Genomic DNA, 18,328 nt, shown 5'->3' with positions numbered 1-18,328 from the left:
GATTTATTTAGAAAGGAGAGTAAACTAGGAAACAATAAAAAATTCATAGAACATAGGAGGCGCTTCTAGTGAATGAGCAATGGATTTTCTTAAATGGAGAATTTGTTCCAAAAGATGAGGCAAAAGTTTCAGTATATGATCATGGCTATTTATATGGCGATGGAGTGTTTGAAGGAATTAGAGTTTATAGCGGTAATGTTTTCCGTTTGAGAGAGCATCTTGTCCGGCTGTATGAATCAGCAAAATCAATCCTTTTAGAAATTCCATATTCATTAGATGAAGTAACAAATATTGTTGTTGAGACGATTCGACAAAATAAATTATCTAATGGATACATTCGCCTTGTTGTATCAAGAGGAGCAGGAAATCTTGGATTGGATCCCGATTCATGTAAGAAGCCGAATGTAGTAGTAATTGCAGAACAATTATCTTTATTCCCACAAGAATATTATGAGAAAGGGATTCCAGTTGTAACAGTTGCAACGCGCCGAAATCGTCCCGATGTTTTATCCCCTCAAGTAAAATCTTTAAATTACTTAAACAATATTTTAGTTCGTATTGAAGCGAAATTAGCTGGAGTACAAGAAGCACTTATGTTAAATGATCAAGGATATGTAGCTGAAGGATCAGGAGATAACGTGTTTATTGTTAAAGGAAATAAATTAATTACACCACCAAGTTCTGCTGGAGCGTTAGAAGGTATTACACGAAACGCCATTTTAGAAATCGGCGAAAAACTTGGGTATGACGTAAGAGAAGAGTTATTTACAAGACATGATGTATATGTAGCTGATGAAGTGTTTTTAACAGGAACAGCTGCTGAAGTGATTGCTGTTACGACAGTAGATGGTAGAACGATTGGCTTAGGGCAAACAGGTCCACATACGAACCGTTTATTAAAAGAGTTTCGTAAGTTAGTTGTAGAAGATGGAGAGAAAATTTACGAAGAAAATAAAGTTGGATAACAACTTTTTTAACATAAGAAAGCGTTGATAGGGAGGAGTAGTTGATTGTGAAGCCTCACAGAGAGTCGGTGGTTGCTGAAAACCGATGGTTCACGTCGACGAACATCGCCCTTGAGTGCTAAGCTAAAGCATTTGTCTAGGCTTAGACGGTAGCTCCGTTATTAGCTAGATCCATTTATGGATCACTGAGGCAAGAGTATTCTTGCGAAGAAGGGTGGTACCGCGAAATCTTTCGTCCCTTCAGCACATAGCTGGAGTGTGGACGTAGGATTTTTTTATTGTATAAAAGTTTGAAAAAGGGGGCTTATAAGAACAATGTCTTCAAAAACGGAAGAGAAACTGGCAACTGGTGCACAGCTATTGTTAGAAGCGCTAGAAAAGGAAGGCGTAGAAGTGATTTTCGGTTATCCGGGTGGTGCCGTTTTACCTCTCTATGATGCATTGTATGATTGTGAAATTCCGCATATTTTAACAAGGCATGAGCAAGGGGCAATTCACGCTGCTGAAGGGTATGCCAGAATTACAGGGCATCCAGGGGTTGTAATTGCAACGAGTGGGCCAGGTGCTACAAATGTAATTACGGGTCTAGCTGATGCGATGATTGATTCATTGCCACTTGTAGTATTTACAGGCCAAGTAGCAACAACGTTAATTGGGAGCGATGCTTTTCAAGAGGCAGATATTATGGGACTTACGATGCCAGTGACAAAACATAACTATCAAGTACGAAAGGCCTCAGATTTACCTCGAATTATTAAAGAAGCATTTCATATTGCTAAAACTGGAAGACCAGGACCAGTCGTTATTGACCTTCCGAAAGATATGGTAGTCGAGAAAGGTGAGCAATGTAGCAATGTACAAATGGATTTACCGGGATATAACCCTAATTATGAACCGAATCTACTTCAAATAAACAAATTACTCAAAGTAATTGAAACTGCAAAAAAACCGTTAATTTTAGCTGGAGCGGGTATATTGCATGCGAAAGCTTCGAAAGAATTGACAAATTTTGCTCGTAAATATGAAATCCCTGTTGTGCATACATTACTTGGTCTTGGTGGTTTTCCACCAGATGATGAACTATTTCTAGGGATGGGAGGAATGCATGGTTCTTATACAGCTAATATGGCGTTATATGAATGTGACTTACTCATTAATATAGGCGCGAGATTTGATGATCGGCTTACAGGGAATTTAGCTTATTTTGCTAAAGGGGCTACTGTTGCGCATATCGATATCGATCCAGCAGAAATCGGGAAAAATGTGCCAACTGAAATTCCTATTGTTGCAAGTGCTAAGCGGGCATTGGAAGTATTACTTGAACCAGAAGGGGGAAAAGAAAATCATCATGAATGGATCACTTTATTAAAGGGGAGAAAAGAACAATATCCATTCTCTTATAAAAGAAATTCTGAAAGTATTAAGCCCCAATACGCAATTGATATGTTATATGAAATTACGAAGGGAGAAGCGATTGTAACAACAGACGTTGGGCAACACCAAATGTGGGCAGCCCAATATTATCCGCTGAAAAATCCAGATAAATGGGTAACTTCTGGTGGATTAGGAACGATGGGGTTTGGGTTTCCAGCAGCAATCGGTGCGCAAATTGCAAAGCCTGAAGAATTAGTTATTGCAATTGTTGGTGATGCTGGGTTTCAAATGACTCTACAAGAATTAAGTGTATTAAAAGAACACGCTTTACCCGTTAAAGTATTTATTTTAAATAATGAAGCTTTAGGAATGGTAAGACAATGGCAAGATGAATTTTACAATCAAAGATATTCACATTCTTTATTACCATGCCAACCAGATTTCGTCGCTCTTGCGAATGCATATGGCATAAAAGGTGTTCGTATTGACGATCCACTTCTTGCAAAGAAGCAAATCCAGCATGCTATTGAATTACAAGAGCCAGTCGTAATTGATTGTCGTGTACTTCAATCAGAGAAGGTTATGCCGATGGTTGCGCCGGGAAAAGGTGTTCACCAAATGGAGGGAGTGGAAAAAGGGTGAAGAGAATTGTTACAGCGACAGTTCGAAATCAAAGTGGTGTTTTAAACAGAATTACAGGGGTTATGACACGAAGACATTTTAATATTGAAAGTATTTCAGTAGGTCATACAGAATCATCAGATATATCGCGAATGACGATTGTTGTACACGTTGAAAGTGAACAGCAAGTGGAGCAGTTAATTAAACAACTGCATAAGCAAATTGATGTACTGAAAGTATCAGATATTACAGAAGAAGCGATGATTGCTAGAGAGCTTGCTCTTATTAAAGTAGCAACTTCTGTAGCGAGGGCAGAATTATATAGTTTAATTGAACCGTTTCGAGCCGCTGTAATAGATGTTGGGAAGGATTCCATAGTTGTGCAAGTAACAGGTACGCAAGATAAAGTAGAAGCGTTAATTGAATTACTTCGTCCATACGGTTTGAAAGAAATTGCTAGAACAGGTGTAACAGCATTTACACGTAGTATGAAAAAACAAGATAAGCAAGTTATGTTAATTCAATAATCATTTAAATATAGGGGGAAATGAAAATGGCAAAAGTTTATTATGAGAAAGATGTAACAGTAAATGTATTAAAGGAAAAGAAAGTAGCAATCATCGGATATGGCTCGCAAGGTCATGCACATGCGCAAAATTTACGTGATAACGGATTTGATGTAGTAGTAGGTTTAAGAAAAGGTAAGTCTTGGAATAAAGCGAATGAAGATGGATTTTCTGTATATACAGTAGCAGAAGCAGCGAAAAAAGCTGATGTAGTAATGATTCTACTGCCTGATGAATTACAACCAGAAGTATATGAAGCTGAAATTGCACCAAATTTACAGGCTGGAAACTCTCTCGTGTTCGCACATGGATTTAATGTTCACTTTGATCAAGTAAAACCACCAGCTAATGTAGATGTATTTCTAGTAGCGCCAAAAGGACCGGGGCATCTCGTACGCCGTACGTTCGCCGAGGGCGGGGCTGTTCCTGCATTATTTGCAGTATATCAAGATGCAACAGGAGTTGCGACTGAAAAAGCACTTTCTTATGCTGACGGAATTGGAGCAACGAGAGCTGGTGTACTAGAAACGACGTTTAAAGAAGAAACAGAAACAGATTTATTTGGAGAGCAAGCTGTACTCTGCGGCGGAGTGACTGCACTTGTAAAAGCAGGGTTTGAAACGTTAGTTGATGCAGGATATCAGCCTGAACTTGCATATTTTGAATGTTTACATGAACTGAAGCTAATCGTTGACCTTATGTACGAAGGTGGACTTGAAAATATGAGATATTCAGTTTCAGATACAGCGCAGTGGGGAGACTTCGTATCAGGACCACGCGTTGTTACTGAAGATACGAAGAAAGCGATGGGGGCAGTATTAGCAGAAATTCAAGATGGTACATTTGCAAGAGGCTGGATTGCAGAGCATAAAGCAGGAAGACCAAATTTCCATGCGACAAATGAGAAAGAGAATAAACATGAAATCGAAGTAGTTGGACGTAAATTACGTGAAATGATGCCTTTCGTACAGCCGCGAGTAAAGGTAGGGGTTAAATAATATGAAGCAGGTTTTGTTCATGGATACAACGCTTCGTGATGGCGAACAATCACCAGGAGTAAATTTAAATGAACAAGAGAAATTACAAATTGCTAGGCAATTAGAGAGACTAGGGGTTAATGTCATGGAAGCTGGCTTTGCAGCAGCTTCCGAAGGTGACTTTCAATCGGTAAAACGTATTGCGAATACAATTCAAAATGCTACGGTTATGAGTTTAGCTAGAGCGAAAGAAAGTGACATTCGAAGAGCATATGAAGCTGTGAAAGGTGCTGTATCTCCTCGTCTACACGTATTTTTAGCTACGAGTGATATTCATATGAAATATAAACTTTGTATGTCAAAAGAAGATGTGTTAAATAGTATTCATCGCTCGGTTACGCTTGGAAAATCATTATTTCCGACAGTACAATTTTCTGCAGAAGATGCGACAAGAACATCGAGAACATTTTTAGCTGAAGCAGTAGAAATTGCAATTCGAGCAGGAGCGAATGTAATTAATATTCCGGATACAGTTGGATATACGAATCCAGAAGAGTATTATTCTCTTTTTAAATACTTACAAGAATCCGTTCCATCATATGAAAAAGCGATTTTTTCTTGTCATTGTCACGATGATCTTGGTATGGCAGTAGCAAATTCGTTAGCTGCGGTTGAAGGAGGAGCATTGCAAGTAGAAGGAACGATTAATGGCATTGGAGAAAGAGCAGGGAATGCAGCGTTAGAAGAAGTTGCGGTAGCTCTTCATATTAGAAAAGATTTTTATAAAGCAGAGCCTTCAATGACTTTAAAAGAAATTAAGGCGACGAGTATATTAGTAAGCAGGTTAACGGGTATGGTTGTACCGAAAAATAAAGCAATCGTTGGAGCGAATGCATTTGCTCATGAATCGGGCATTCACCAAGACGGGGTTTTAAAAGAAGTAACAACTTATGAAATTATCGAACCAGCGCTTATAGGAGAATCTCAAAATCTCTTTGTACTTGGGAAACATTCTGGCCGTCATGCGTTTACGGAAAAAATGAAAGAGCTTGGTTATGAATTTACAAATGAAGAGCGAGATGCGGCATTCGAAGCATTTAAAAAATTGGCTGATCGTAAAAAGGAAATTACTGAAGAAGATTTACGCGCACTTATGCTTGGTGAAGCAGCATTTGCAGCTCAGCAATATAACATTACGCAATTACAAGTGCATTTCGTATCAAATAGTACACAATGCGCAACAGTTGTGCTGAAGGATGAGGAAGGAAATGTATATGAAGATGCAGCCACTGGTTCTGGTAGTATTGAAGCGATATACAATGCGATTCAAAGAATTTTAGGATTAGAATGTGAATTGGCAGATTATCGCATACAATCTATTACACAAGGTCAAGATGCACTTGCTCACGTTCATGTTGAATTAAAAGAAGGTAGTCACCAAATATCAGGTTTCGGAGTTGCGCAAGACGTATTGGAAGCGTCGGCGAGAGCTTATGTCCATGCAGCAGGGAAATTAAAATCTCTTATAGCGCTTGTGAAATAAATATTTGATAGGTGAGAGAAGCTTTCCTCACCTATTAAATTAAAGTTCTGAAAATTCAGTTAAAAGGAGTGTTAAAAATGGAAAAACGTATCGTTTGTTTAGCTGGTGATGGTGTTGGTCCAGAAGTAATGGAAAGTGCGAAGGAAGTATTGCATATGGTAGAAAGGCTATATGGACATCATTTTCATTTGCAAGATGAGTACTTTGGTGGTGTTGCTATCGATTTAACTGGGCAACCATTACCACAGCGAACACTTGCCGCCTGTTTAGCGAGTGATGCGGTTTTACTTGGAGCAGTAGGTGGACCAAGGTGGGATAGTGCGAAAGAAAGGCCTGAGAAAGGATTATTAGCATTAAGAAAAGGACTTGGTGTATTTGCGAATGTTCGCCCTGTAACGGTAGAAAGTGCAACTGCACATTTATCACCATTAAAAAACGCTGATGAAATTGATTTCGTTGTCGTTCGTGAATTAACAGGCGGAATTTATTTTTCTTATCCGAAAGAGCGAACGGAAGAAGTGGCGACAGATACACTTACGTATCATCGCCATGAAATTGAACGTATCGTTTCGTATGCTTTTCAATTAGCGAATAAGCGGAAGAAAAAAGTAACATCTATTGATAAAGCGAATGTTTTAGAGTCTAGTAAATTATGGAGAACTGTGACAGAAGAAGTAGCACTTCGCTACCCAAATGTGGAAGTAGAACACATTTTAGTAGATGCAGCAGCTATGGAATTAATTCGGAATCCAGGAAGATTTGACGTTATTGTAACGGAAAATTTATTTGGTGATATTTTAAGTGATGAGGCTTCAGTATTAGCTGGATCATTAGGAATGCTTCCATCAGCAAGTCACGCTGAAAAGGGGCCTTCATTATACGAGCCTATTCACGGATCAGCACCGGATATTGCGGGGAAAAATAAGGCGAATCCAATTGCGATGATGCGTTCTGTTGCAATGATGCTTGGGCAATCGTTCGGATTAACGAGAGAAGGATATTCAATTGAAGAAGCAGTTTCTGCAGTCCTTAAATCAGGAAAATGTACAGCAGATATCGGGGGGACTGAAACGACAACTTCATTTACAAAGGCAGTTATTCAAGAAATGGAAGAGCAAGCGTTAGTAGGGAGAGGAAGATAATGGGGAAAAGGTTACTAGATAAGCTTTGGGAAAGACATGTAGTTGCGACTAATGAAAATGGATTGGATTTATTATATATCGATCTACATCTTGTTCATGAAGTAACGTCACCGCAAGCCTTTGAAGGCTTGCGGCTTACAAATCGAACAGTCCGCAGACCAGATTTAACATTTGCAACGATGGATCATAATATTCCAACGAAAGATGTTTGGAATATTACCGACCGCATTGCGAAGCAGCAACTAGATACACTTCGGGAAAACTGTAAACAATTTCAGGTGCCATTAGCGGATATCGGAGATGAAGAGCAAGGGATCGTTCATGTAATAGGACCAGAACTTGGACTCACACAGCCAGGAAAAACGATTGTTTGTGGTGATAGTCATACAGCAACACACGGTGCTTTTGGCGCACTAGCGTTTGGTATTGGTACGAGTGAAGTGGAACATGTATTGGCGACGCAAACGTTATGGCAACGAAAGCCGAAAGCAATGGGCATTGAGTTAAAAGGAAAGTTACCGCAAGGTGTTTATGCGAAAGATATTATTTTACACCTTCTTTCAAAGTACGGAGTAGCAGTTGGAACAGGTTACGTAATGGAATTTTACGGAGAGGCCATTCATGCTATGGATATGGAAGAGAGGATGACGCTTTGCAATATGGCAATTGAAGGGGGAGCAAAGGCTGGCATTATTGCACCAGATGAAAAAACGGTTGCTTACGTAAAAGGGCGTAAATATGCACCGAAAGACTATGAATCTATTAAGAAAAAATGGTCAGAACTTTATACAGATTTAGATGCAGTTTATGATTTACATATTCTAGTAGATGTTACGGATTTAGCGCCGTACGTTACGTGGGGAACAAATCCTAGTATGGGCGTTCGGATCGATGAGAAATTGCCAGAAAAGCATGATGCAAATGACGAAAGAGCGTTTTCTTATATGGGATTGAGTCCCGGACAAAGTACGTATGACATTCCAGTTCAACATGTTTTCATTGGATCTTGTACAAATTCCAGGCTTTCTGACTTAGAAATTGCTGCATCTGTCGTGAAAGGTAAAAAAGTAAAAGAAGGTGTGCGAGCACTTGTTGTACCTGGATCTCAAAGGGTAAGAGAAGCAGCGATGCATAAAGGATTACATCGCATATTTGAAGAAGCTGGATTTGAATGGAGAGAGCCCGGATGCTCAATGTGTCTAGGTATGAATCCAGATCAAGTGCCTGAAGGGGAACATTGTGCCTCTACGTCAAATCGCAATTTTGAAGGAAGACAAGGAAAGGGAGCACGAACGCATTTAGTTAGCCCGGCAATGGCGGCAGCGGCTGCGTTATATGGTCATTTTGTTGATATTAGAAAGGAGAGTTATGATGGAGCCATTTCGTATTCATAAAGGTACTGCCGCAGTACTGATGAATGATAACATTGATACAGATCAAATTATTCCGAAGCAATATTTAAAGAGAATTGAAAGAACTGGGTTTGGGAAGTTTTTATTTGATGAGTGGCGATATGATAATAATCGCCAAGAAAACCCTAATTTCCCGCTTAATGCACAAGAAAGAAAAGGAGCCAGTATATTAATCACAGGTGATAATTTTGGATGTGGCTCGTCAAGAGAACATGCTCCATGGGCGCTTGCTGATTATGGTTTCCGCGTTATTATCGCTGGAGGATTTGCCGATATCTTTTATATGAATTGTATGAAGAATGGCATGTTACCGATTGTAATGGATAAAGATATGCGTGAACAACTTGCTAAAACAGATGCGAGGGAACAAATTACAGTTGATTTAGAAAATGAAATAATGACAACGAATACGCATAGATTCCATTTTACAATCGAGAAAATGTGGAAAGAGAAGTTATTAAATGGTTTAGATGAAATTAGTATTACAATGCAATATGAACAAGAAATAAAAGAGTATGAAAGAAAAGTGGCTTTACATTAAAAAAGTGACGGAATATTAAAAATGTATTTACATTCAAAATTAACTGTTATATACTATGTGAAAATCAGAGGAGAAAGGGAGTAAGTATTATGAATATCGTGCAATCTATTACAATGCTTACACAACTACATCATCATACATGAAACCCTTGAACCTAGCGTGAAAACGTGTAGGTACAAGGGTTATTCCCGTTGTACCTACACTCTACTGAAGAGCCTTGTAGGTATTTTGTCTACAAGGCTCTTTTTATTTTCGGCTTAGGGGAATGAAATAGGCATACATTAGAAGGGGAAAGGTGTGAAAATTTAGATGACAAAATGGAAACGAGCAAACCCGAATGGAACGAGAGATTATTTATTCGAAGAATGTACGTTAATTGAAGAAGTAGAACAGAAATTAAGGCTTACTTTTTTAGAGAGAGGTTATGAGGAAATAAGAACACCTACAATTGAATTTTATGATGTTTTTGCATTTCAAAATAGACCGATAGATGAAGAGAAGATGTATAAATTTTTTGATGAAAAGGGAAGGATTATCGTTTTACGTCCAGATATGACAATTCCTTTAGCGAGAGTTATTGGAACACAGAGATGGGATACGCCACTTAAAGTGACGTATAGCGGGAATGTATTTCGAGCGAATGAATCCCATTCTGGAAAATATAATGAAATCGTACAAAGTGGTATTGAAGTTATCGGGATTGATAATGTAAGAGCTGAAATTGAATGTGTAATAAGTGTCATTCAAGCACTTCAAAAGTTGAAGGTGCAATCTTTTACAATTGAGATTGGGCAAGTACAGTTATATAAATGTATTGTAAAAAAACTCTCCATCCATGATGAAGAAGAAAGGGTACTTAGAACGTATATAGAAAGTAAAAATTATGCAGCCCTCTCAAATTTTATCGGAGAAAAGAAATTAAATCGATGCGATGAGACAGTAAGGTTACTTGAGAAATTGCCAAGGCTATTTGGAAATTTAGAAGTTATTGAGGAAGCAGAAAAGCTTGCTTCAAGTAATGAAATGAAAATGGCAATTGCAAGAATAAAAGAAATGTATGAAACAATTGAAACGTTAGGATATGGTTCTTACATATCAATTGATTTGGGCATGATTCAACACTTAGATTACTATACGGGTGTTATTTTCAAAGGATATATATATGAAATTGGAGAAGAAATCGTTAGTGGCGGAAGATACGATGAGCTAATTGGCAATTTTGGAGAAATGCTGCCAGCTGTTGGACTCGCGGTACAAGTAAATCAAATTGTGAAGGCGCTGCAAGAGCAGCAAGAACCATATGAACGAAATCAAATTGATATTGTGATTCATTATGAGTTAAATAGATTAGCGGAAGCAGAAAGGTTACGAAATTTACTTCGAAAGGATGGGAAGAATGCTTGGTTATCTCTATTCTCTAATTTAAGCGATACCTTTCAATTTGCAAGAAAAAATAAAATAGGAACGGTTGTTGAGGCAAAGAATGAATATTTAGTGGAATATGTATGGAATGAGAAATGGGTAGTCCAGAAAGAAGGAGAGGCTTCATGCGTAACATTCAAATTGCGTTAACGAAAGGAAGATTAGAAAAACATGTCATTCCACTTTTTGAGCAGATTGGAATTGATTGTTCCGAGCTCAAAAATAAAGGTCGGAAGCTTGTATTTCAAAGTAAAAATACAAATATTTCATTTATTTTAGTAAAAGCGGTTGATGTTGCTACTTATGTAGAACATGGGGTAGCTGATATTGGCATCGTTGGAAAAGATATTTTAATGGAAAACGAGAAAGATATTTATGAAATGCTGGATTTAGGAGTGGGGATTTGTAAGTTTTGTGTTGCTTCTATTCCTACGTATAATCCGAAGAGTTACCGGAAGAAAAGAATCGCTACGAAATACCCACATATTACTTCTACTTATTTTCATGATAAGGGAGAGGATGTAGAAATTATTAAAATAGAAGGTTCTGTAGAAATCGCTCCTCTTCTTGGATTGGCAGATGCGATTGTAGATATTGTTGAAACAGGAAAAACATTACAAGAGAATGGACTCATTGTATTTGAGGAAATGTACTTTATATCGGCTCGGATGATTGTAAATAAGGCAGCCTTAAAAACTAAAAAAGACGAAATATTCAGCATTATAAATATGATGGAGCAAGAAATCTTATCAGGGAAATAGGAGGATTTAAAATGGAAATCATTTATGAAGACTTTAAGGAGGCATTATCTAAAATAAAAGTGCTAAGAGAAAACGCTAATATAATAGAAGAAACTGTTCAAAGAAGTGTAAGAGAAATCATTAGACATGTAAGGGAAGGAAATGATGAGGCTTTATCTTTCTATACAAAAAAGTTTGATGGTGTAGAGATGAAAGATTTTCGTGTAAGTGAAGAAGAAATACAGCAAGCGAGTATGTTTGTAGAGAATTCATTTTTAGAAGCTTTAAAAGAGGCGAAGAAAAACATTGTTTCGTATCACGAAAAACAAAAGAAGTATTCAATCTTCGATTGTGAAAGTAAAGGCATAATTAGAGGGCAGCTTATTCGGCCATTAGAAAATGTAGGTGTATATGTACCAGGTGGGACAGCTTCATATCCTTCTTCAGTATTAATGAATGTATTGCCGGCGAAACTTGCAGGTGTGAAAAAAATTGTAATGGTAACACCGCCGAGGAAAGGGGGAATTGATCCTCATATAGTAGCTGCTGCAAATCTTGCGGGAGTAGATGAAATTTATACGATAGGTGGCGCACAAGCAATTGCTGCTTTAGCATACGGGACGGAATCGATTCCGAAAGTGGATAAAATAGTTGGACCGGGAAATTTGTACGTCGCTCTAGCGAAACGAGAAGTATACGGGATAGTAAATATCGATATGATTGCTGGTCCATCAGAAATTGTAGTTGTCGCGGATGAAACAGGTAATGCAAAATATATCGCAGCGGATTTATTATCGCAAGCAGAGCATGATGAGAGAGCAACGGCGATTTGTATTACAACGAATATGGAACTAGCTAAAGAAGTAGAAAAAGAGGTAGAAAGACAGTTAGAAACGTTACCAAGAAGTGAAATTGCACGTGAATCAATAAATAGAAATGGAGCCATCTTTATCGTTGCTTCTTTAGAGGAGGCACTAAAGTTATCAAATGAAATTGCTCCAGAACATTTAGAGTTACATATAAAAGAACCGATGAATGCTCTAGATTATGTGAAACATGCAGGCTCTATTTTCCTTGGGCCATATGCACCTGAACCGCTCGGGGATTATTTGGCGGGACCGAATCATGTATTACCAACGAGCGGAACGGCAAGATTTTTTTCTCCGTTATCAGTCGATGATTTCGTGAAAAAATCAAGTTTTATTTCTTATACAGAGGAAGCATTAAAAAATGTACAGCATCATATTGTAGAGCTTGCAAATAAAGAAGGGTTACATGCACATGCGAGAGCAATCCAAATAAGGTTTGAGGAGGAAAAATAATGCGTCAGTCCAGTCAAGCACGTGAGACGACAGAAACAAAAATTAAATTAAGTTTGCAGCTTGATGAAAGTACGAGTGTATCTATTCAAACGGGGGTTGGTTTTTTCGATCATATGCTGACTTTATTTGCTAGACATGGAAGATTTGGATTGCAAGTTGAGGCAGAAGGTGATGTATTTGTCGATGCACATCACACCGTTGAAGATGTTGGAATTGTACTCGGAAATTGCTTGAAAGAAGCATTGCAAAATAAAGAAGGAATTAATCGTTACGGTTCCGCGTATGTACCGATGGATGAATCTTTAGGATTTGTTGCAATTGATATAAGTGGACGCTCATATTGTGTATTTCAAGGGGAATTAACAAATCCGAAGCTCGGGGATTTTGATACAGAATTGACGGAAGAATTTTTTAGAGCAGTTGCACATGCTGCCAATATTACATTACATGCGCGCGTTCTATACGGAAGTAATACACATCACAAAATTGAAGCATTATTTAAAGCTTTTGGTAGAGCGCTTAGAGAAGCGGTCGAAAAAAATGCCAACATTACTGGTGTAAATTCAACGAAAGGGATGTTGTAATTGATTGCCATTATAGATTATGGAATGGGGAATATTCGCAGTGTAGAGCAAGCATTAAAATATACTGGCGCAGAGTACATTGTAACGAGTGATAAAGAAGAGATATTGAGAAGCGATGGCGTGATTCTACCGGGAGTAGGTGCATTTCCGAAAGCGATGGAAGTATTAAAAGAAAGAGATTTAGTGTGTGTACTAAAAGAAGTTTGTGACATAGGAAAACCACTCCTCGGTATATGTTTGGGCATGCAACTTTTATTTGAACGAAGTGAGGAACTAAAAGATTGTAGCGGGTTAGGTTTACTACCAGGTGAAATTCGGAAGTTAAAAGTTTCGTATAAAATTCCTCATATGGGATGGAATGAATTAAGGAAGGAAAGAGAATTTCCGCTTTGGAATGGATTAGTGGATGGTTCTTTCGTGTATTATGTTCACTCATATTACGCGGATTGTCCAGATGAAATTGTATGCGGAGTAAGTGATTATGGAATGCAAATACCAGGGTTTGTCGCGAAAGGAAATGTATTTGGTGCACAGTTTCATCCAGAAAAAAGTGGCGAAATTGGCATGCAAATATTAAAAAATTTTCAAGGAGTGGTAGAAGCATGGAAATCTTCCCAGCTATCGATTTAAAAGAAGGGCGATGCGTTAGACTTTATCAAGGAGAGTTTAGTAAAGAAACGGTGATGAATGAAGATCCGGTAGCGCAGGCGATCATATTTGAAAAGCTTGGAGCGGAAATACTACACATTGTTGATTTAGACGGTGCAATTGCTGGCGAGTCGTTAAATTTGCCCGTCATTGAAAAAATCTGCAAGGCGGTACGTATTCCTGTGCAAGTGGGAGGAGGAATTCGTTCACTTGTAACGGTGGAGAAGTTATTGTCAGCAGGTGTAGAAAAAGTGATTTTAGGAACAGCAGCTCTTTATGATAAGTCATTTTTAGAGGAAGCAGTTCGTCTATATAAAGAGAAAATCATTGTTGGAATTGATGCGAAAAATGGTTTCGTAGCAACGAGAGGTTGGCTTGATCTGTCTGAAATTTCTTACGTTAGTTTAGCGAAACAAATGGAAAGTTTAGGTGTTCAAACGATTGTGTTTACAGACATTTCGAAAGACGGGACGCTTGCAGGTCCAAATTTTGAACAATTAGCGATACTTCAAAAAAGTGTGGGCATTCGTCTCATCGCCTCTGGAGGAGTGGCATCTATTCAAGATGTGAAAAAGTTAAATGATATGAATATATATGGTGTCATAATTGGAAAGGCGCTTTACGAGAAAACGATTGATTTAGAAGAAGTGTTACAGGTAACGAAGTTATGTTAGCGAAACGAATCATTCCATGTCTAGATGTGAAAGAAGGGCGAGTCGTAAAGGGTGTAAATTTTATAGGATTACAAGATGTCGGTGATCCGGTTGAAATAGCTGAAGCATATAACGAGGCAGGGGCAGATGAAATCGTATTTTTAGATATTACAGCGACTCATGAAGGAAGAAAAACGATTATAGATGTTGTAGAAAAAACAGCAGCTAAAGTATTTATTCCTCTTACGGTTGGCGGGGGGATTTCAAGTGTGAAAGATATGTACAATTTACTAAGAGCTGGAGCAGACAAAGTTTCAATAAACTCAGCGGCAGTGCGAAACCCGAAGCTTATAGAAGAAGGGACAGAACACTTTGGATCACAATGTATTGTCGTGGCAATTGATGCTAGAAAAGTAGCAGAAGGTAAATGGAACGTATACGTCAACGGCGGAAGAGTTGACACAGGAATGGATGCCATAGAATGGGCGAAGCGTGTTGTTAAACTTGGGGCAGGTGAAATTTTGTTAACGAGTATGGATGCAGATGGAACGAAAAGCGGATATGACCTTCGTTTAACAGAAGAAATTTCAAAAAGTGTTTCCATTCCAGTCATCGCATCAGGGGGCTGTGGTCATACGGATCACATTATAGAAGTTTTTCAAAAGACAACAGTTGATGCAGCGTTAGCGGCATCCATCTTTCATTATGGTGAGGCGACAGTGCAGAGTGTAAAGCGAAAATTAAGAGATGCAAATGTTGAGGTGCGGTTATGAAACCTAATTTTTCAAAAGGATTAATACCAGCAATTGTCATCGAAGAAGGTACGAAAGAAGTTTTAATGCTAGCTTATATGAATGAAGAAGCATATGAAAAAACGTTAGAGACGAAAAGAACATGGTTTTATTCTCGTTCTAGGCAGTCGTTATGGAATAAGGGGGAAACATCAGGGAATCTTCAATATGTGCAATCTTTATATTTAGATTGTGATCAAGATTCAATTGTTGTGAATGTGAAACAAGTAGGACCTGCTTGTCATACGGGAGAGAAGACATGTTTTCACTATCAAATTATATAGGGGGATACATATGGAAAATGCCTTTAAGTTGCTGTATAAAACAATTGAAGAACGAAAGGAAAGCCCACTTCCTGAATCGTATACAAATTATTTATTTTCAAAAGGAGAAGATAAAATTTTAAAGAAAATTGGTGAAGAGTGTGCTGAAGTAATTATCGCATGTAAAAATAATGATAAAGAAGAAGTAGTGAAAGAAATGGTTGATGTATTTTATCACTGTTTCGTTTTATTAGCTGAAAAAAATATTACATTGGAAGATGTCATGCGGGAGGTGAAAGAACGAAATGGAAAGCTTTCGAGAGTTGGGGATAGAAGGGAAATAGATACATTATAAGGGGGAATGTATATGAAAGTAGATTATCATCTTCACTTAGAAGAAGGACCGTATTCAATAGGATGGCTTGCTAAAATAAATGAAGCGCTGGAACGTTATGAACCGCTTCAAGAAAGGCATTCTATTGATTGGCTTATGAAAACACAAGAGCGTTTGCAAAAGCGTGTGAAGGAAGGGCCATTTACAACAGAATGGATGGACCTCTATTTAGAAGAAGCTGTGCGAAAAGGTATAACAGAAGTTGGGATTGTTGATCATTTATATCGTTTTCATGAAGCGAAAGGATATTATGAAAAATATGTAGATATTAGTGATTCTAAGCTCGGTCGTATACAGAAGGAATGGTTAGATCAAGTAAGGGTAGTTTCACTGTATGATTTTACAAAGGTCATTGAAGAGGCGAAAGAACGATGGAGTAAAAGAGGTGTCACACTTAAACTTGGAATTGAAGCGGATTATTTTATTGGTTGTGAAGGAGAGTTAAAAGAATTATTAGCGCTAGGAGACTTTGATTATATAATTGGTTCCGTTCATTTTCTAAATGGCTGGGGATTTGATAATCCAGATACGAAAGAATATTTTGAGAAGCATGACCTACGCGCATTATATGATATGTTTTTTAAAACAGTTGAGAGTGCGATTCGTACCGAGTTATTTGATATTATCGCTCATCTTGATAATATAAAGGTATTTAATTATCGATTGGATGAGAATGAACAGCTTTCTTATTATGAGGAAATTGCCTGTGCGTTAGTAGAAACGAATACGGCAACAGAAATAAATGCAGGATTATACTATCGTTATCCTGTTCGTGAAATGTGCCCAAGTCCACTATATTTACAAGTATTAGCTAAGTATGGTGTTCCAATTACGATTTCTTCGGATGCCCATTATCCAAATGATTTAGGGAATTATGTACAAGAAAATGTACAAACATTACTAGCTCACGGTGTTACTCAGGTTGCAACATTTACGAAGCGAGCAAGAGTAATGAGGTCGCTTGAAGAAGAAGTAACAAATTCAAAATGAAACGCAATTTTTTGATGAAAATCGTCCTTTTTGTTCAAAATAAGAAAGAATGAAAAGGAGGGTAAGAAATGGCGAAACAACAAAATAAACAAAATGTACAAGGTGCACAGCAACAAGCTTATACTTCTGAAACGAATGCTGAATCTCAATCGGTTATTGAGGAGCAAATTAGCGATACGGTTGCAGAAGGAACGATTGATGTGAAGCTTGGAAAAGAATCGCAGGAAAAAGCGTAAGAAAAGGGGAGAGTTGCATCTCCTCTTTTTTCATGGAAAAGTGTCGATTTTTAAAACTATAATCAAATTCCTTGGTTTTTATATGTGGATTTCTTACAATGAAATATAAGAGATATCTTATTTTCTATAGAAGAGGTGTTAGTAGTGGCAAAAATATTAGTAGCGGGAAAAATTCCGGAAATTGGATTAGAACTATTAAAAGATCATGATGTAGAAATGTACGATAAAGAGGAGTTAATTTCTATAGATGAATTAACAGAGCGTGTAAAAGATAAAGATGCATTGTTAAGTTTACTTTCGACAAAGGTGCCAAAAGAAGTTATTGATGCAGCGCCTCATTTAAAGATTGTTGCAAACTATGGTGCTGGTTACGACAATATTGATTACAAGTATGCGGGCGAAAAAGGAATTGCAGTTACGAATACACCGAAAGTATCAACGGAAGCGACTGCAGAATTAACATTTGCACTTCTTTTAGCAGCGGCGCGTAGAATTCCTGAAGGGGATACGTTATGTCGTACGACTGGATTTAACGGATGGGCACCGTTATTTTTCTTAGGACGAGAAGTTCATGGTAAGGCAATCGGAATTATAGGTCTTGGAGAAATCGGGAAGGCTGTTGCAAAACGTGCGAAAGCATTTGGAATGGATGTTTTATATACAGGGCCAAATCGTAAGCTTGAAGCTGAAAGTGAGCTGGGGGCAACGTATGTGATGTTGGAAGAATTATTACAAACAGCAGACTTTATTACAATTAACTGTGCTTATAATCCAAATTTACATCATATGATTGATGAAGAGCAGTTTAAAATGATGAAGAAAACAGCGTATATTGTAAATGCTTCACGTGGACCAATTATGAATGAAGCAGCACTTGCTCATGCATTAAAAACGAATGAAATTGAAGGAGCAGCTCTTGACGTGTTTGAATTTGAACCGAAAATTACAGAAGAGTTAAAAGAATTAAAGAATGTAGTACTTGCTCCACACGTAGGGAATGCAACATTTGAAACTCGTGATGCGATGGCTGAAATGGCTGTCAGAAATATTTTAGCTGTATTAAACGGCGAAGAGCCAGTAACACCTGTAAATCAAAAGGTATTAGTTACAAAATAAAAAGAAACCTTCCGGACTCGGAAGGTTT

The 18,328-nt window shown here is 37.9% G+C and carries 20 protein-coding genes and 1 other annotated feature; all 20 genes read left to right on the top strand.

The genetic code is table 11. The annotated features are described in order from the left end of the window. Positions 1-68: 68 nt before the first annotated feature. The 20 genes from ilvE (at position 69) to AU379_RS16600 (ending at position 18,300) form a co-directional block, all read left to right on the top strand. Positions 69-965 (top strand): branched-chain-amino-acid transaminase, encoded by an 897-nt coding sequence (gene ilvE / locus AU379_RS16695; RefSeq protein WP_001005487.1) that lies wholly within the window; start codon positions 69-71, stop codon positions 963-965. Between the two features lie 15 nt (positions 966-980). After that, positions 981-1,208, top strand: a binding site (T-box leader). A 72-nt stretch (positions 1,209-1,280) separates the two neighbouring features. Further along, positions 1,281-2,981: an acetolactate synthase large subunit gene (ilvB, locus tag AU379_RS16690; RefSeq protein WP_000095832.1), complete on the top strand. Its 1,701-nt coding sequence runs from the start codon at positions 1,281-1,283 to the stop codon at positions 2,979-2,981. Beyond that, positions 2,978-3,487, top strand: a complete 510-nt coding sequence (gene ilvN, locus AU379_RS16685) for an acetolactate synthase small subunit (RefSeq protein WP_000822952.1) — start codon at positions 2,978-2,980, stop codon at positions 3,485-3,487. Before ilvB ends, ilvN begins: the two co-directional genes overlap by 4 nt. A 26-nt stretch (positions 3,488-3,513) precedes the next feature. Then, a complete protein-coding gene (ilvC, locus tag AU379_RS16680; protein ID WP_001151749.1) occupies positions 3,514-4,524 on the top strand; it encodes a ketol-acid reductoisomerase in 1,011 nt (336 codons plus the stop codon). 1 nt (position 4,525) lies between these two features. Beyond that, positions 4,526-6,046 carry a 2-isopropylmalate synthase gene (gene leuA / locus AU379_RS16675; protein ID WP_061139499.1) on the top strand — a complete coding sequence of 507 codons (1,521 nt, stop codon included), beginning with the start codon at positions 4,526-4,528 and terminating at the stop codon, positions 6,044-6,046. 77 nt (positions 6,047-6,123) lie between these two features. Beyond that, on the top strand, positions 6,124-7,188 hold the full coding sequence (gene leuB / locus AU379_RS16670) for a 3-isopropylmalate dehydrogenase (RefSeq protein ID WP_000415386.1): 1,065 nt from the start codon (positions 6,124-6,126) through the stop codon (positions 7,186-7,188). Beyond that, entirely contained in the window at positions 7,188-8,582 is a 1,395-nt protein-coding gene (gene leuC, locus AU379_RS16665) for a 3-isopropylmalate dehydratase large subunit (RefSeq protein ID WP_000518102.1), read from the top strand. Before leuB ends, leuC begins: the two co-directional genes overlap by 1 nt. Then, positions 8,560-9,141, top strand: coding sequence for a 3-isopropylmalate dehydratase small subunit (gene leuD, locus AU379_RS16660; protein ID WP_000433189.1), 582 nt, complete (start codon positions 8,560-8,562; stop codon positions 9,139-9,141). Before leuC ends, leuD begins: the two co-directional genes overlap by 23 nt. A gap of 309 nt (positions 9,142-9,450) precedes the next feature. Then, positions 9,451-10,713: an ATP phosphoribosyltransferase regulatory subunit gene (locus AU379_RS16655; protein WP_000170293.1), complete on the top strand. Its 1,263-nt coding sequence runs from the start codon at positions 9,451-9,453 to the stop codon at positions 10,711-10,713. Next, complete coding sequence (gene hisG, locus AU379_RS16650; RefSeq protein WP_001244487.1) at positions 10,689-11,324, top strand: ATP phosphoribosyltransferase; 636 nt, start codon at positions 10,689-10,691, stop codon at positions 11,322-11,324. The genes AU379_RS16655 and hisG overlap by 25 nt, the downstream gene beginning before the upstream one ends. An 11-nt stretch (positions 11,325-11,335) precedes the next feature. Next, positions 11,336-12,625, top strand: coding sequence for a histidinol dehydrogenase (gene hisD / locus AU379_RS16645; RefSeq protein WP_000402914.1), 1,290 nt, complete (start codon positions 11,336-11,338; stop codon positions 12,623-12,625). Continuing rightward, on the top strand, positions 12,625-13,209 hold the full coding sequence (gene hisB, locus AU379_RS16640) for an imidazoleglycerol-phosphate dehydratase HisB (protein ID WP_001249951.1): 585 nt from the start codon (positions 12,625-12,627) through the stop codon (positions 13,207-13,209). The genes hisD and hisB overlap by 1 nt, the downstream gene beginning before the upstream one ends. Then, a complete protein-coding gene (hisH, locus tag AU379_RS16635; RefSeq protein WP_000560362.1) occupies positions 13,210-13,839 on the top strand; it encodes an imidazole glycerol phosphate synthase subunit HisH in 630 nt (209 codons plus the stop codon). It begins immediately after the preceding gene. Further along, entirely contained in the window at positions 13,812-14,531 is a 720-nt protein-coding gene (gene hisA, locus AU379_RS16630) for a 1-(5-phosphoribosyl)-5-[(5-phosphoribosylamino)methylideneamino]imidazole-4-carboxamide isomerase (protein ID WP_000402298.1), read from the top strand. Before hisH ends, hisA begins: the two co-directional genes overlap by 28 nt. Beyond that, the gene (hisF, locus tag AU379_RS16625) at positions 14,525-15,283 is read left to right on the top strand and encodes an imidazoleglycerol phosphate synthase cyclase subunit (RefSeq protein WP_000880110.1); all 759 of its coding nucleotides are present in this window, start codon (positions 14,525-14,527) and stop codon (positions 15,281-15,283) included. Before hisA ends, hisF begins: the two co-directional genes overlap by 7 nt. Then, positions 15,280-15,585, top strand: a complete 306-nt coding sequence (gene hisI / locus AU379_RS16620; RefSeq protein ID WP_000803961.1) for a phosphoribosyl-AMP cyclohydrolase — start codon at positions 15,280-15,282, stop codon at positions 15,583-15,585. The genes hisF and hisI overlap by 4 nt, the downstream gene beginning before the upstream one ends. Positions 15,586-15,595: 10 nt before the next feature. After that, a complete protein-coding gene (hisE, locus tag AU379_RS16615) occupies positions 15,596-15,919 on the top strand; it encodes a phosphoribosyl-ATP diphosphatase (RefSeq protein WP_000426357.1) in 324 nt (107 codons plus the stop codon). 12 nt (positions 15,920-15,931) lie between these two features. After that, positions 15,932-16,948 carry a histidinol phosphate phosphatase domain-containing protein gene (locus tag AU379_RS16610; protein ID WP_000861846.1) on the top strand — a complete coding sequence of 339 codons (1,017 nt, stop codon included), beginning with the start codon at positions 15,932-15,934 and terminating at the stop codon, positions 16,946-16,948. A 68-nt stretch (positions 16,949-17,016) separates the two neighbouring features. After that, entirely contained in the window at positions 17,017-17,184 is a 168-nt protein-coding gene (locus AU379_RS16605) for a DUF4025 domain-containing protein (protein WP_001118880.1), read from the top strand. Positions 17,185-17,328: 144 nt separating this feature from the next. Then, complete coding sequence (locus AU379_RS16600) at positions 17,329-18,300, top strand: NAD(P)-dependent oxidoreductase (RefSeq protein ID WP_061139498.1); 972 nt, start codon at positions 17,329-17,331, stop codon at positions 18,298-18,300. The last annotated feature ends 28 nt before the right edge of the window (positions 18,301-18,328 follow it).

This window comes from Bacillus sp. JH7 (assembly GCF_001563515.1).
Taxonomy (GTDB): Bacteria; Bacillota; Bacilli; order Bacillales; family Bacillaceae_G; genus Bacillus_A; species Bacillus_A cereus.
Note: the sequence above shows the minus strand (reverse complement) of the source record. Positions and strands in the feature narration are given on the sequence as shown.